Consider the following 13798-nt stretch of genomic DNA (forward strand, 5'->3'; position numbering starts at 1 on the left):
TCCCCACCAGCAATTTTTTCCGCCTGTTTTCAGGCGATGAGCGGTGCAATCACCACTATAGAGAGTCGCGAACTTGACGCCGCGCTCGGCGTGAAATCGCAGACCGTGTGAAAGTATCCCCACGTGCAGGTGCATGTCGCGGAAGTCGATACGTGCCAACGCCTTTCGCGGAGCGCTCACCCAGCTCGACGTAGCCGATCTCGACCATTTTTCGCAGCGAAGCGTTCGCATAGCTGCGGTCGCAGCCTACTTCCAGTGCCAGCACGTCGGCTTTTTTCTCGGTGAAGTGCTCGAAGTCCAGCTGGCACCACAGCACACGGAAAACATTGAGATCGACTGGCGTGAGCCGCAGGTCCGCGATCGCGGCATCCACCAGCGGATGGCCGAGGGTCACTCGATCCCCCGGTGCCGCACGCGGCTGCGCCGGCGTGGCGTGGCCGTGGAGTGCTCGTCGGTGGCCTGCTGCGCGCCGTCGCGCTTCGCCTGGGCGCGGCCGCCGCGCGCGCGCCCCTGGGCCGCGGCGCGCTCCACCCAGTGCGAGAGGTTGTTGACCACGGCATCACCGAGCGCGTGCAGGGCCGCGAGCGCGTACTTCTGCAGGTCGATCGCCTCGTTGGGCCCGAGCACCTTCCACTGCAGCACCGTGGTGCCACTGGGCAGCTCCTTCGGCACGACGACCTCATTCTCGAACTGCGCGAGATAGTCGTCATCGAGCCCATCATCCTGCGGTCCCGGGAAATGGACGTAGCCGGCCGCGCCGACCGCGCCTGGCGGCAGCTCGATCTTCAGGCGGCGAAGCACCGTCGCCTTCAGGCGTGACTCGTCGACGAGCCAGAGCCGCTCTTTCACCGCGGCCGCCTTCGACATCGCGATCAGCGGGCGCCCCTTCTTCGACGGCTCGCCCTTGACCGGCCACACACCGAGCGAGCGGCGCCGGCGCGTGTAGGCGTAGACGGTCTCGGCCTTGAAGCCGGAGTCGACGAACGTGCAGCGCACCCTCAGCTCGGCACCGAGCTCATGCGCGAAGGGCTTGAAGAGCAGGAGATCGAGCCGCTTCCAGACGTCGGGCTGCTCGGGATCGCCGTAGATGCGGTGGTGCGCGATGTCCCACGACTCCTGGCCAACACCCCAACCCTTGACGAGCAGCTCGAGGCGGTCGTCCTGCACGTCGACGGCGGCCGTGAGCACGCCGACGCCGGCGGGCACCGGTGCCGCGTAGGTCTCGCGCCGGGCCGAGAGCGCCGCGGTGTCCGGCTTGTCGAGCGTGGCCTCGTAGTACTCGGCGAGGACCTGCTGGTAGAACTCGATCATCAGCTGTGCGTCGCCGCCCTCGAGCGCGCGCTTGGCCTTGATGCGCTGCTCGGCGAGCGCTCCCCAGGTGACGAAGAGCGAGTAGACGGTCGTGATCTTCCAGCCACGCACCGAGGCGCCCGGGTTCTTCGCGACCCACTCGCCGGCCGTGATCATGTCGCGCTTCTCGCGGCCCTCGCGGATCGGCTGCTCGCAGCTGCGGCAGAGGTAGTGCGCGGTCTCGGGAAAGTGCCGCACCGTCTTGCCGGTCTTCGGATCCTTCTCCTTCTCCCACTGCACCCGGTCCCACGTGAGCGGCTGCAGGTGCCGGCAGTGCGGACAGGGGACGAAGTACTCGCGCTGGTCCGAGCTCAGATAGTCGCGGATGATCCGGCTCTTCCGGCCGCGCGGGCTGCCAGTGAAGATGATCTTCGCGCTTGGGTTGGTATCGGCGCGGCGCGCCGCACGCCGCCCGACGTCGCCCTCCTGCGTCGACTGCTTCTCGTCGAGCGCGTCGTACTCGTCGACGAAGACGTAGCGCGCCGTGCGCCGGCGCAGCGCGCGCGGGCTGTTGGAGCCGATCGCCGAGAGCCAGCCGCCCGCGAAGCGCTTGTGCAGGATCGTGTTGTCGCTGTTCCGGGACTCGGTATCGGCGACCTTCCCGCGGAGGCACGTCGTCAGCTCGAAGAGCTCGGGCAGCGTCTCCTTCGACCACTCCTGCGCGTCCTCCTTCGTCGGCCACAGCGCGAGGATGTTGCCCGGATCCAGGTCGATGCAGTAGCCCACGGCGTTGTTGATGAGCCCGTCGGTCACGCCCAGGCGCGCCGACTTCAGGATCACCATCTCGCGGACCTCTGGATTCGAGAACTCCTCGAGGATCTCGCGCAGGTACGGCACGCGCGAGAGTCGATAGGGGCCCTGTTCCGTCGAGCCCGTGCTCGGGCCGAGGATCCGGTTCTGCTCCGCCCACTCGCTGAGCTTCAGCTCCGGTGGTGGCTGCAGGATCCGCGCGGCCGAGCCCTCGAGGTCGAGCCCGAACTTCCGCCGCGCCTCAGGATGCGTGACGAAGGCCATCGCCCTCCTCCTCGCCCTCGGCGTCGTCGGGATCCTCGCTCGCCTCTATCGTCTGGATCCGGCGCGCGACCTGCGCGGCCGCGGCCTGCAGGCGCACGATCTCGGCGTTGACCGCCGGCTTCAGGATCTCGCGCACCTTGAGGCGCGAGTCGAGCCCGACCAGGTCGGCCTCGTATCGCGGGGCGAATTGCACGAGCTGGCCCTTCAGCGCCTGCAGCAGGTCGGCGATCGCGCGCGCCACGAGCACGCGATCGAGCAGCTCGCCGCGGCGCTCCTGCAGGTCGAACTCCGCCGCCTCGGCCTTGGCCAGCTTCTCGCGCAGCGTCGCCTCCTCGAGCGCCGTCATCTTGTCGCCGCTCTTGGGTCGCGCCTGCTGCTCGCGGTGCGCGATCACCTGGTGCACGCAGTCGGGCATTACGTAGTAGCGGCGGCCGCCCTCGACGACCGTGTTGAGCTTGCCCTCGTCGCTCAGGTTTGAGATCTGCCGCGGCGTGTAGCCGACCAAGTCGGCCAGCTCCTTTTGCTTGAGCCGCGGCGGCACCGCGCCCACGTTGGTGGTGACGCGGTACTCGACGAACCACGTGATCGCCTTCTGCAGCGGGTACACGTGGCTCTTCTTCTTCGAGACGAACGGCAGGCCGGCGCGCTCGAGCGCGGGGAGCGCGTCGGGCTTCACGCCGATGGCGGCGGCAAAGTCGGCCGCGCTCAGCTCAAGGGCCACGCGCCTCCGCCCCGATTGCTGAAACGGAAATGGCCGTCAGAAATTTTCGCACCCACGTGAAAGTCGCGGTCGTCGGACCCCGCGTCCGAGGGCACTGTCAAAGGACCCAACACCGGCACGACCTGCCGAGTTGGATGTGCACAGTGGCCGGAGCGAGCTAGATCTTCGGCTCCCAGTTGATGCAGCCGAACTCCGGCCGCACCCACAGCTCGCCGAAGAAGTCGCTGCCGTCGATGGTCACGCACATTCGCCCAGCGAGGACGCCCGGGCTCTTCTCGGCTTCTGACTCGCCCACCAGATCGGCGAGCACGCAGCGCAACGGGAACAACTCCCCTCGAGCGTCGCTTATGCGCCCTAACGACGCAGCCGTGCCGTGCCTGCAGTTTCCGCAGCACGGATCGACACCTGCCGGCCCGCCGTCCCCTACACTTACCAGCTTCACCGACCTGCCCATTATCGCCTCCTCTCTGAGTCGTGTGCCGCAAGCCAATGACCTCGGCAATATCGCGTGTGGCCGTCATGCTTTGTACGCCCCGCGACCGAAGAGCGCCTGCTGCATCGCGCGCTCGAAGTGCAAGACGAGGCGCGTGCGCACGACCAGGTCCGCCGTCGGGAAGAAGAAGTGTCGCGCCGGCAGCCGCGTGTCGCGCTGCACCCAGAAGAGCGGCATCGTGTCGTCCTTGGCCCGACCGAATCGCTGCAGCACCATCGAGTGCCCCGGGCTGTTCGTGATGGGCACGAGGAAGGTCCGGTGCTTGCCCTTCAGCCCTCCGCCCACGACGCGCGTGCTGATGCCTGTGCGCGCCGAGAGGCCGAGGTTGATCGGGTACAGCCGCCTGGGGAACGGCGACGGCGTGCCGGGCCGGCGCACCGGGACAGGAAAGCGCCCGAGGTCGCTCAGCGGTCCGCTCGCGCGTCCACCAAAGCGCTTCGGGCCCGGCGTCGGTCCGCCCTGCTCCATCATGGCGACCAGCGAGCCGCGATAGCGGTCCCAGCCCGCCAGCTTGGCGCCTCCCGGTGGGATGATGGCCACGAAGCCATGCTCGTGCCCCGTGCGTCCCTGCCCCAGCGTGGCCCGCCCTAGGCGAGATCCGGGGTTCAGGATCTTCACGTGGCGCTGCAGCCAGCGCAGCCCCTGCGCCGACGCACTGAACTTCTGCTGGATGCGGTTCTCAGTAGCCTGGGCGATGTCCTTCTCCAGCGCCCGCAGCATCCACTTCACGGCATAGGGCAGCTGCTTCTGCTGCATCGTGCCGAAGTCCTTGATGAGCTCCTGTACGTTGGTGCGGATGTCGAGCTGCATCACCGCCTCCGTCGCATGGGTTTCTCCCGCCGGTAGCCCTTCTCGGCCCAACGCCCCACGAGCGCCGTGCAGTGCGCCAGCGCCGTGCGCATGACGGCATCCGCCGGCCGGTTGAGCAGATGCACCAGCTCCTGCAGGTCCTCGAGCGTGCCGCAGGCCGCGAGCTCGCCGTGCTGCAGCTCGGCCGTCAGGAACTTGTGCTGGCTCGGCGTCAGCTTCCCATCCTCCGCCTTTACCTCGTACCACAGGGTGAAGCCCAGCAGGCGATAGCGGCGGTCCGGGATCCCGCGCGTCTGCTGCGCCGCCTGCGCCTGGCTGAACTGAACGACGCCCTCGACGCCGGCGAGGCGCGCGATGAAGTCGTCGCACTGCCGCCCTTCGGCGTCCTCCGAGCGACAGCCGCGCAGGCCGATCGCCGGCGAGTTCGGGCCGACCTGTATGCCGTTGACGGTCGTCACGTGGCCTCCCGGGATGGCGGTCCGCGTCGGAATCCGAGCGCAGGGCGCCCGGTCTGACGCGCACACGGCGGTTCCACCAGGTGGCTCGGCGAGATGTAGCCGCATCCGCCGGAGCAGCGCAGATGGAATCCATAGCCCTCACACGAGTCGCACGTCACGTTCTCGTCGGGGTCGAGGCAGCAGCACGAATCCTCGCCGCAGTCGTGGCCGTCCACGCCCTCGCCACCGCAGCGTTCGCACTCGTCCTCGTCGACGCTGGCGCCGCACTCCGAGCACGTGATCTCCACGCGCGCCCTGGGGTCGCGCGGGTCCGGTGCGTGAAAGATCGCAAAGGCCGCCATCAGACACCCCCCGGCGGGTTCCGCCGCTCGATCTCGACGCAGTACTCGCGCAGCGTCTCGGCGGCGCGGGCAGCCGGGATGCGCGAAGGCCTGGGGTTGGCGCCGCGGCCCCTGAGAACAACGCCGTGCCGTCGGAGCGCCCGCACGATGCTCGAATGGTCGTTGCCGAGGCGCACACCGATCTGCGTGGTCGACCAGCCAGCCGCGTAAAGCGCTTTCGCGCGCGCTACGTTGACTGGTCGGTAAGGCTTGGGCGGTCGACGCGGGCTCACGCAGCACCTCCGCTGGGTGGTGGCAGCAGCTCCGGCTGCTTGTCCCGCTCCCGCTGTGCCTCGATCGCGAGCTTCCTCAGCCGCGGCGACACCACGCGAAGGCGCGGGCCGTCCCAGTCCAGCGTGACCGTGCCGACCGCGCCGGACTTCTGCTTGGCCAGGTTGATCTCGATCGTGTCCGGTGCGCTCGGGTTGTACATGATGTCGCGGTAGAGCAGCCACGTGTGGTCGGCCGCCTGCCGGATGCCCGACGAGCCCTGGATGTCGCGCAGCTGCGGCCGCTTGTCCGGCCGGTCCTCGATCTGCTTGTCGTTCGGCTGCGCCAGGGCGATCACCACGACGTTGAGCTCGAGCGCCACCGCCTTGAGCCGGTAGGCGATGCGCCGCAGCTTCGCCTCGCCCAGCTCCCCGCGCTCCGCCTCGCGCGACTGCAGGAGCTGCAGGAAGTCGACGCCGATCGCGATGAGCCCGGGCTCCCGCGCCTTGAGCAGCCGGCAGCGGTTCACCACGTCCTCGATGTCCGGCATCACCGTGTCGTCGACGTAAATCGCCTGGTTGAGCAGCCGGCCTGCCGCGGCCGCCAGGCGGCCCATCTCCTCGGCCGTGATCTTGCCGCTCTTGAGGTGCGCCCGCGCCACCTCGCCCTCGGCCGCCAGCGCACTCTCGAGGAGCATCCCCTCGGTCATCTCCGCCGACACGAAGCCGACGGCGCCGAGGCCCGACAGCGTGAGGTCGCGCAGCAGGTTCCACACGAGCGTGGTCTTCCCGCAGCTGGGCACGCCGGACACGACGACCAGCTCGCCGCGCTCAAGGCCGCCATTGAGCTTGTCGTCGAGCTCTGGCAGGCCCGTGGCCACCAACGCGACGGCCGTGCCGTTGTGCCGCTGCTCGACACGCTCCATGGCCGCCCAGAGGCCCTCCTTGATGCGCCGGAACCCCTGCTCACCCTCGCCGGCCGCCAACGGCGACAGCGAGCGGCTCGCCCAGGCGAACAGGTCGTCGATCGCGACCGTCTCGTCCTGCGCCATGCGCTGCATCTGCACGGCCATGGCCCGCAGCTCGCGCCGGCGGTAGTACTCGCGCACGATCCGGGCGTGCGCCATCGCGTGCTCGTGCGTGGGCAGCTCGTCGTAGAGCGGGCCGATGTACTCCTTGCCGCCGGCCGCGGCGAGCGTGCCGTTGGCCGTCAGCTGGTTCGCGAGCGTGAGTGGATCCACCACGACGCCGGCGTGGCGCAGCTGCTCCATCGCCTCGAACAGGAGCCGATGGCTGCCGCGGCCGAACATCTGCGGCTGCAGTACCGTGGCGATCGCCGTACCCGTGCGGTGCTTGTCCTCGGCGCCGGCCATGAGCACGGCTGCCAGCACCGCGCGCTCGGCGTCGTCGCTGACGAGGAAGGGCTTCTCCTTGGGTGCGATCTCGAACGTGATGGGTTGCGTGGTCATGCGTCGAGGGCCTCGTGCAACGCCTGGTGGCAGGGCCGGCAGAGCCAGCGGACCTGCAGCGGCTGGTTGTAGTCGTCGTGGTGCATCTCGGGGGTGCGCTCACAGCCTGGCGTCTCGCACGGCTGCTCCAGGAGTTGGCCGCGGGCGAGCGCGACCCCCGCATGCCGCCGCGCCCGAACCCGGCGACGCGCCTCGTCGGAGAGCTCAGCGTCCTTCGGCCGGTTCGCGCGCATGTACGCGGCGTGGCACGCGCGGCAGTAGCGCTGGCCCTCGCGATCGCGCGGCCCCTGGCAGCGGGAACAGGTCCCGTCGTTCCGGCGCTGCCTCATGTTTCACGGTCAACATTAGGTTCCACGGCAACGCAAAACTCCGGGCGCGATCGCATCACGCCGCCCCCTGCGTGACGAACCCCGATACGCGCTGCGCATGCTGCCGCGCCGCCTCCGCCAGCCGGGCGTCGCGCTCCTTCCCGAACGTGATCTCCGCCAGCTCCCACGGCTTCGCGAGCAGCACGAACGCCAGCAACGCATCCGCGCTGCGCACGCCACCCGCGGCCTCGACCGCGCGGCAGCGCTCCTCCAGGACCTCGCGGGTCTGCATCGGCGCCGTCAACCCGCCCTGCACGAGCAGCGCCCAGAGCGCGGGGCGCGCGAAGCTCTCGTCGCCGATCGGCACCGCGTCGAGCGAGCGCCCTGGCGTGAAGCCGTCCGCCGCCGCCCTCGCCTGCTCCCGCTCCCAGCGCTCGACCACACCGGGCGTGAAGTAGTGCAGCGAGCGTGGCGCCTTGGGGCATTGCTTCGCGGCCTCGTACACGGCCTGCGCCGCCCACGCGAGCGGGATCCCGTGCTGCTGCACCGCCTCGACGAGGTTCGCCGCGGTGCCGGAGGTCAGCGGGTTGCGATCGCGACCGAGTGCCTCGTCGAGCCCGCGATTCGCGGCCGCGGCGAGCTCCAACGCCGGCGGACGTGCAACGGCCGGTGGTGGCGGTGGCGGATCGGCCTGCGGTTCCGGATCGGCAGTGGCGTCCGCGTTTTCGGACGCGTCGCTCGCGCGCGCGGAACTGCCACTACGCTCAGAAGCAGAAGCAGTAGCAGAAGCAATTGCCGTGACGCCGCGTGACGCGGCGTGACGGTCCGTGACTTGCTCGCTGCTGTCGTCGGCTGATTCCCCCAAGCCCTTGTCACGCTTACGCTTCCGGCTCTGACGCTCCGCAGCCAAGACCTGCTCGTGCGTCCGCATCTCGCGGTACTTCGGGTAGTTGAGCACCAACCACCCACCCTCAACCTTTTCCACGCGGCGCCCGCCGTAGTCCTGATCCTGACTCTCCGGGTCGGGTTCCATGAACGTCCGGAGCGCCTCGCGGCACTCGTCGCGCGAGACGTTCGCCTCGGCCGCAAGCCAGGCCTCCACGCCCTTCACGAACCCGTCGCGGTTCGCCAGGGCAAGAAGGGCGATCCAGACCACACGGGTGGCCGGTGGCTCGCGCCAGATGCTCGAGCGGGTGATCGTCGATGACAGCTTCGCGTACATCAGGGAGTCTCAGTCGATGGTGAAGACGGCCGGCCCAAGCGTGCGGAAGGGGCCAGCCAGTAGCGGTAGGAGGGACGGCCAGGCACACCACGCACCGGCGGCACGCTCTCGCGCTCGAGCACGCCGCGGCGCCAGCATGCCCGCAGGACCTCGCCCACGTAGCGCGGCGTCCACGCGTGATCGGTCTGCGCTGCCAGCTCGTGCGGCGTCCGCGCACCCTCGCGCGTGCTGCCCAGCAGCTGCAGGAGCGTGAGCTCCACGCGCCGGCGCAACGCGCGCTTCGTGATGGCGGGTCCGAGGACGGCGGTCATGCCGCCGCCTGCGCTGGCACGTCGACCCGCGCGAACTCGATGACCCACACCCAGGGATTGCTCCCTCGGCGCGCACGCTGGTTCAGGTCGTAGAACGTCCGCAGGAACTGGGCTTCCGGCGTCTCCAGCCAGGCGCCCTCCAGGGTGTGCGACGGCTCGCCCGCGAAGCCCTCGGCCAGCGCGTCGGAGCGGCTGATCGCCTCCACGCGTTCGACTCGGACGCCGGTCAACTCGAGCGTGAGCCGCGAGGCCCAGCGGGGCATATGAATCGACGGCGCCCAGCGCACGTCGGCCCAATCTTCCGCACTCGGCTGCTCGGCAAAGGGGATGCCGGCCAGCCCGTTCACAGCTGGATGGCACTCGACGAGATCGGCGGCATACAGCACTGACTTGCACGCCGCTGGCGAGCGAAACGCGGCCGGCATCTCGTGTCGAGGGCGGAACACGTCGCCGCCTTCATCCGGCCACACGAACTCCGCCGTCCACTTCTCGCGCACCCACAGGCGATCGCCAGGCTCGCCGTAGGGGCACGCGACGGTCCCGAAGCCAAGGTCGCCGCGCAGGTTGCCAAACAGCCGCTCGCCTTCCCATCGCGGCCCGACCAGATAGGGCCGCGCATCGTCGGAGACGCCCTGCGCGCGAAGCGACGCGTCGCGGGCCTCCCAGGTCATCGCCAGCAGGCCATCGCGCTGGATGTGGGCCGGCAGCTTCACCGCGCGCCGCGTCTGCGTCTTGCGGCCCTCGAGGATGGCGCGGACCATCGGACCCGAGAACAGGATAGGGCGCTCACGCATTGGAGGCCTCCCGCTTCGTCAGTTGCTCCGCGCGAATCGTACTGGCCATTGCGCGCGCCCAGCGCCACGGGCGCGCGAACGCCTCGCGCAGCTCGTGCCACACCCAGTACCACTGGTGGCGCTCATCCCAAAGACCGGCGACGAACAACACCACGTCGAGGATGCGCGCCTTGAGCATCCACAGTGCGAGGTACGCCGTGAACATGCGCCAGGGAGTCAGACGCGCGCTCACTCTCGGCTGCCCTCCCCCTGCGTCGACAGAGCGGCAAGGGCTTCCGGAAGAGTTGCGTGCTCGCCTTCGACGCAGATCTCGAAGGACGTGTAGGTGCGCCCGATGTGCTTCAACCTTCTGTCTGCGCTGCGTGCGGCGACCTGCAGCAAGTCGGCTTCCGTCGTCACCTGCAGCGCGTCCGCTGCGGGCGCAGTCGCTTGTGAGAGACTGAGCCCGGCGTCATGCGCCTTCTCCGCGAGCGTGAAGATCGCGCGCGCCAACGACTCGCTCGCGCGGTCGATTGCCTCGGTCGAGTCGGCGCGCCGCAGCCAAAGCGCGGCGTTGCCGACGGCGTCGATCTCCGCGCCGACCGCATCCTTCATCCACTGCTGAATGAGCGCATCGACCTGCCACGACCGCGACTCGTGCGCCTCGCGCGGCAAGCAGCTGCCGCAGTACTGCTCGCACGGGTGCCGGCGCGCACACTTCGCTCGCCAGTCCGCCGGCGGGCACGTGCAGCCGCTCCACTGCTCGCTGGGATTGCGCGGGTTGAACGTCTTGAGCTGCGACTTGCCGCAGCTCGCGCACTTCGGAGGCAGGGCCGGCGCGCTAGCCACGTGCGGCCTCCTTCGCGTTCGACACGAGGGCGTCTGCGATCTCATCGAATCCGGCGTCGTCGGACAGACACAGCGACTGCCTCAGCGCCACCAGGGCCTCGAACGCGGCGATCTCGTCCTCGACGTTGTCTAGCACCCGCACGATCGCCGCCCGCAGCTCTGCACGGGCCTCGGCGAGGGAAGCTGCGGCCGCGCTCCGCTGGGCCTTGCACTCCGCGATGAACGCGACGAGATCGTCGACGGTCTGCATGCGTCCGGGCAGCCACGTGCTCTCGCCGAACATCGCGTCGGCGATGCGGCGAACATCGCTCGCAGGCACCGGACCCTCGCGGAAGAGGCGCTCGTAGGCACACCAGGCGTTGTTGAGCATCAACCCCGTGCCGATCGGCGGGTCGTGTCGCAGCGAGAGCTTGACGGCCTCGACGATGTCGATGCGCGCGAGATTCACCTGACGCATCCACTCGCCATACGCCTGGTGCTCGTTGCCTGGAAGAGGCAGGACGTCCATCAGTTGGCTCCTCCAGGCAAGCGCGCCGGCTGCGGCGTGCCGAGCGGCGCGTGCGCGAGCTCCGCCACGAGATCTGCGTATGCGCGTCCTGGCTCCGGCCGCGTGCGCAGGAGGTCGACGGTGGCGCCCAACGGCGTGGACGCCCAGGTCCCGAATGGCACGCCGACCGCCCGCTCGACCGTGCGAAGGAATCGGTGCGCCTCACGCTCGGCGACGTCGGCGGAAGCGCGTGCTTCCTCGATCATCGCGCCCGCACCTGCGGATCGAAGTCGAGCGCCTGCTGCAGCAGCGCCCCGAACCGATCGAGCACCTGCAGCTCGCGGTGGTTCTCGCCAGCAAGCGCGTCGGCAAGCTGCGCCCTGACCTCGGAGACTTTCCTCGAGGCGAGAGCCACGGAGTGGCGCGCCGAGATGAGCTCGCAGGCGACCTCAGGATCGTCGAGCTTCGAGCGCAGTTCCGGTGCGCTCTTGAGCGCGACGTGGTGCGTAAGGCCATCAGGAGGACCCGCCGAAACCGCATCCGTAGGCAGGAGACCCTCAACGGGGAGAGCTGCCTCTTCCGACACGACAACGATGGCGCCGGGCCCCTCGGCCTCGGCCATCACCCGCGCGAACGCAACCTGGGCGGCCTTGAGATCGCGCCGCGCCGCATCGAACCGGCTCTCGATCGACGCCGGCACTGCCTTCGTCGCCGTCGCCGCCTTCTTCGCCGCCTTCTTCGCCGCGGGCCGCCTTGCGCGCGACTTCCCCTTCGTCCTGCCTGCCATTGCTGCCTCCAACTCCGTGGTGGTGTGATTCGTCCAGTTGTCCCAGGCACCGCGTCAACGCAGCGCCGCCTTCGCCCGCGCCGCCCGCTTAAGCAGCTTTCGGCAGAGCGGGCACACGCGTGCCCCCCCCCCTCGCTTGCTCGCGCCTGGCGCCTCGCAGATCTCGCACGCTGAGGCCTTCGCCTCCGCCTCGAGCAGCGGCTTGAAGTGCGCCGCGCGCTTCGCACACGACAGGCAGCGCCCATCGGTCCCGAGCTTGCCGCGGCAGACCCGGCACGATGCCTGGTCCTCAGCCGCCCGTCGCGCGGCATCCGCCGGTGCGCCCAGGCCGTCGACGTCATCCTCGTGCGCGCGTGGTGTCCGCGTGCCCTTCCCTTTCGCCTTCCCGCTCCCCTTCACGCCCCGTGGCATCCGTCAACCCTCCGTCGATGGTGAGGCGCCCGCGGGATGCGGCCGCCAGTACAGGTGCTTCGGGCGACCGCCGGCGCCGCCCTGCTCCCGCGGGATCTCCCCGCGCTCGAGCTCGCCGGCGCGCCAGAGGTCGCACAGCGTCTTCCGCACGTGGAAGAGCGACCACATCCCGCCAAGCGCGACGACGACACCCTTGACCGTGCGCGCGCCCGCGCGGCCGTAGCCGCAGACGCCGAGGATCGCGGCGTCGAGGTCGCGGCGTGGGCGCCGGCGCGTGGCCGACTCGCGCGCGTGCTCCTTCCGGATCGTCGCACGGTTCGCCGCCGCGACCATGTGCTCGATCGCCGACGCCACCTTCTGGCCTTGTGGCCCGTTCAGCACGCGCGAGCGGGAACTCATGCCGCACCCCGGGCGCGCTGGTCGCATGCGTGCCGGTCCGCACAGCGCAGTCGCGGCCGGCCCGTGATCTGCACCGGCAACGGCGCAGCACACCGATCGCAGCGCCGCGCGACGACAGGATCAGCCGCCGGCACGACGGCGAGCGCTCGGTCCCAGCCGAGATCGTGCGGACCCTTCGCGGTCTGCCGGTGGAGATGGCCCACCGTGCCCGCCGCCTCCGGCTCGCGGTTCACGCCCTGGCACTGCGGGCACCGCTCGCGCGGCCGCCCGATCGCGTCGTGCGTGATGGAGAGCCATGTGCCGCAACGCGGGCACGGCTTGGTGCTCGGGAGAATGACGCGCGGCTTCATGTCGCGGACCCTCGCGCGTGCGCCGCCGCCTGGCGGTCGCCCTCGAGGCGCGTCTCCACCGCGCGCTGCACATCGGCCGCGATGCGCCGCTCGCGCTTGGTCGCTGGCGTCTGGTGCGCCTCGAGCCACGCGGCCGCCGCGCTGAGCAGCTCCTGCACGAGCAGGCCCGCCAATGCGCCGGCGCCGAGCAGGAGGTAGTCGCCCTGCGTCCGCTGCAGCACGAACGTGGCCAGCACCAGCGCGATGGCCAGCCGGATCCCCACGCCGCGGGCCGTCACGAGTCCGCTCCGTGGATGATCTTGCGCTCCATCCGCTCGACGGCCCAGAAGTAGAACGGGAGCATCCAGCCGAGCACCGCGGCGAGCACGAGTACCGCGACGCGGACCAGCAGCGTGACGGACCGCCGCTCGTGCTGCAGCTCATCGACCAGCTGCAGCGCGTACCACAGGCTGCCGGCGAGCCCCACGATCACCCACCACGCCCACCACGGCACGAGCCCGAGTTCCCAGAGGAGGTCGTCCATCAGTCCGTCCCTCCCGCCACCGCCGCGAGCGCGGCCAGGCTACGGCGATGGCCTTCGACCGTGCGCTGCGCGGCGCGGGCGCGCTTCGCCGCCTTCGAGCGCTGGCGCAGCCGGTTCCGCGCGATCGCCGTGAACTCGTGCGGCGCGGTCGGCGTGCGCACGTCGCGGTAACGACGAAGCGCCTTGAGTGCGGCGCGCTCCCAGCGCGTGAGCTGGTGCCCCGACTCCGTGCGCATCGCCTCTGTGCTCACGAGCTGCGCGTAGGCAGCCCGCGCCTCTTCGCGCGACTCGATCTGGTCCGGGATCTGGAGGCCGCGCCCGTCGACGGCTGGCTTGAGCGGCCCCTCAGCGCATGGCAGCGGGATGCTGCGAACCGAGACGCCGTTCATGGGCGACCTCCACCGAGACCGAAACCCGTAGCGAGTTCCGTAGCGGCGAGTGTCCCGATTCGGGTGCGGTTCGGGACAAGCTGAG

General features: G+C 70.1%; 22 protein-coding genes. All 22 read right to left on the minus strand.

Features of this window, described 5'->3' with window-relative positions; genetic code table 11:
- Positions 1 to 55 precede the first annotated feature (55 nt).
- The 22 genes from KF709_02670 to KF709_02775 all read right to left on the minus strand — a co-directional run bounded on the left by KF709_02670 (position 56) and on the right by KF709_02775 (position 13713).
- Positions 56 to 394, minus strand: a complete 339-nt coding sequence (locus KF709_02670; protein MBX3173283.1) for a hypothetical protein — start codon at positions 392 to 394, stop codon at positions 56 to 58.
- Positions 391 to 2364 (minus strand): phage terminase large subunit family protein, encoded by a 1974-nt coding sequence (locus tag KF709_02675; GenBank protein MBX3173284.1) that lies wholly within the window; start codon positions 2362 to 2364, stop codon positions 391 to 393. Before KF709_02675 ends, KF709_02670 begins: the two co-directional genes overlap by 4 nt.
- On the minus strand, positions 2342 to 3085 hold the full coding sequence (locus KF709_02680; protein MBX3173285.1) for a hypothetical protein: 744 nt from the start codon (positions 3083 to 3085) through the stop codon (positions 2342 to 2344). The genes KF709_02675 and KF709_02680 overlap by 23 nt, the downstream gene beginning before the upstream one ends.
- 157 nt (positions 3086 to 3242) lie before the next feature.
- Positions 3243 to 3395 (minus strand): hypothetical protein, encoded by a 153-nt coding sequence (locus KF709_02685; GenBank protein ID MBX3173286.1) that lies wholly within the window; start codon positions 3393 to 3395, stop codon positions 3243 to 3245.
- A gap of 207 nt (positions 3396 to 3602) precedes the next feature.
- Positions 3603 to 4388, minus strand: a complete 786-nt coding sequence (locus tag KF709_02690) for a hypothetical protein (protein MBX3173287.1) — start codon at positions 4386 to 4388, stop codon at positions 3603 to 3605.
- On the minus strand, positions 4388 to 4846 hold the full coding sequence (locus tag KF709_02695) for a hypothetical protein (protein MBX3173288.1): 459 nt from the start codon (positions 4844 to 4846) through the stop codon (positions 4388 to 4390). Before KF709_02695 ends, KF709_02690 begins: the two co-directional genes overlap by 1 nt.
- A 340-nt stretch (positions 4847 to 5186) precedes the next feature.
- Positions 5187 to 5459: a hypothetical protein gene (locus tag KF709_02700; GenBank protein ID MBX3173289.1), complete on the minus strand. Its 273-nt coding sequence runs from the start codon at positions 5457 to 5459 to the stop codon at positions 5187 to 5189.
- Positions 5456 to 6904: a hypothetical protein gene (locus tag KF709_02705; protein MBX3173290.1), complete on the minus strand. Its 1449-nt coding sequence runs from the start codon at positions 6902 to 6904 to the stop codon at positions 5456 to 5458. Before KF709_02705 ends, KF709_02700 begins: the two co-directional genes overlap by 4 nt.
- On the minus strand, positions 6901 to 7233 hold the full coding sequence (locus KF709_02710) for a hypothetical protein (GenBank protein ID MBX3173291.1): 333 nt from the start codon (positions 7231 to 7233) through the stop codon (positions 6901 to 6903). Before KF709_02710 ends, KF709_02705 begins: the two co-directional genes overlap by 4 nt.
- Positions 7234 to 7288: 55 nt before the next feature.
- Positions 7289 to 8434, minus strand: coding sequence for a hypothetical protein (locus KF709_02715; protein ID MBX3173292.1), 1146 nt, complete (start codon positions 8432 to 8434; stop codon positions 7289 to 7291).
- Positions 8434 to 8745 (minus strand): hypothetical protein, encoded by a 312-nt coding sequence (locus KF709_02720; protein MBX3173293.1) that lies wholly within the window; start codon positions 8743 to 8745, stop codon positions 8434 to 8436. The genes KF709_02715 and KF709_02720 overlap by 1 nt, the downstream gene beginning before the upstream one ends.
- Positions 8742 to 9539: a hypothetical protein gene (locus KF709_02725; protein ID MBX3173294.1), complete on the minus strand. Its 798-nt coding sequence runs from the start codon at positions 9537 to 9539 to the stop codon at positions 8742 to 8744. Before KF709_02725 ends, KF709_02720 begins: the two co-directional genes overlap by 4 nt.
- Positions 9532 to 9771, minus strand: coding sequence for a hypothetical protein (locus KF709_02730; GenBank protein ID MBX3173295.1), 240 nt, complete (start codon positions 9769 to 9771; stop codon positions 9532 to 9534). Before KF709_02730 ends, KF709_02725 begins: the two co-directional genes overlap by 8 nt.
- Entirely contained in the window at positions 9768 to 10367 is a 600-nt protein-coding gene (locus KF709_02735; GenBank protein MBX3173296.1) for a hypothetical protein, read from the minus strand. The genes KF709_02730 and KF709_02735 overlap by 4 nt, the downstream gene beginning before the upstream one ends.
- Positions 10360 to 10875 (minus strand): hypothetical protein, encoded by a 516-nt coding sequence (locus tag KF709_02740; protein MBX3173297.1) that lies wholly within the window; start codon positions 10873 to 10875, stop codon positions 10360 to 10362. Before KF709_02740 ends, KF709_02735 begins: the two co-directional genes overlap by 8 nt.
- Positions 10875 to 11120 carry a hypothetical protein gene (locus KF709_02745; GenBank protein ID MBX3173298.1) on the minus strand — a complete coding sequence of 82 codons (246 nt, stop codon included), beginning with the start codon at positions 11118 to 11120 and terminating at the stop codon, positions 10875 to 10877. The genes KF709_02740 and KF709_02745 overlap by 1 nt, the downstream gene beginning before the upstream one ends.
- Positions 11117 to 11641 carry a hypothetical protein gene (locus tag KF709_02750; GenBank protein MBX3173299.1) on the minus strand — a complete coding sequence of 175 codons (525 nt, stop codon included), beginning with the start codon at positions 11639 to 11641 and terminating at the stop codon, positions 11117 to 11119. Before KF709_02750 ends, KF709_02745 begins: the two co-directional genes overlap by 4 nt.
- Before the next feature lie 414 nt (positions 11642 to 12055).
- Positions 12056 to 12451 (minus strand): hypothetical protein, encoded by a 396-nt coding sequence (locus KF709_02755; protein MBX3173300.1) that lies wholly within the window; start codon positions 12449 to 12451, stop codon positions 12056 to 12058.
- Complete coding sequence (locus KF709_02760; GenBank protein MBX3173301.1) at positions 12448 to 12801, minus strand: hypothetical protein; 354 nt, start codon at positions 12799 to 12801, stop codon at positions 12448 to 12450. Before KF709_02760 ends, KF709_02755 begins: the two co-directional genes overlap by 4 nt.
- Complete coding sequence (locus KF709_02765) at positions 12798 to 13079, minus strand: hypothetical protein (protein ID MBX3173302.1); 282 nt, start codon at positions 13077 to 13079, stop codon at positions 12798 to 12800. The genes KF709_02760 and KF709_02765 overlap by 4 nt, the downstream gene beginning before the upstream one ends.
- Positions 13076 to 13324, minus strand: coding sequence for a hypothetical protein (locus KF709_02770; GenBank protein ID MBX3173303.1), 249 nt, complete (start codon positions 13322 to 13324; stop codon positions 13076 to 13078). The genes KF709_02765 and KF709_02770 overlap by 4 nt, the downstream gene beginning before the upstream one ends.
- Positions 13324 to 13713 carry a hypothetical protein gene (locus KF709_02775; GenBank protein MBX3173304.1) on the minus strand — a complete coding sequence of 130 codons (390 nt, stop codon included), beginning with the start codon at positions 13711 to 13713 and terminating at the stop codon, positions 13324 to 13326. Before KF709_02775 ends, KF709_02770 begins: the two co-directional genes overlap by 1 nt.
- Positions 13714 to 13798 lie beyond the last annotated feature (85 nt).

It is taken from the genome of Gemmatimonadaceae bacterium, from assembly GCA_019637445.1.
In the GTDB taxonomy this organism is placed as follows: domain Bacteria; phylum Gemmatimonadota; class Gemmatimonadetes; order Gemmatimonadales; family Gemmatimonadaceae; genus Pseudogemmatithrix.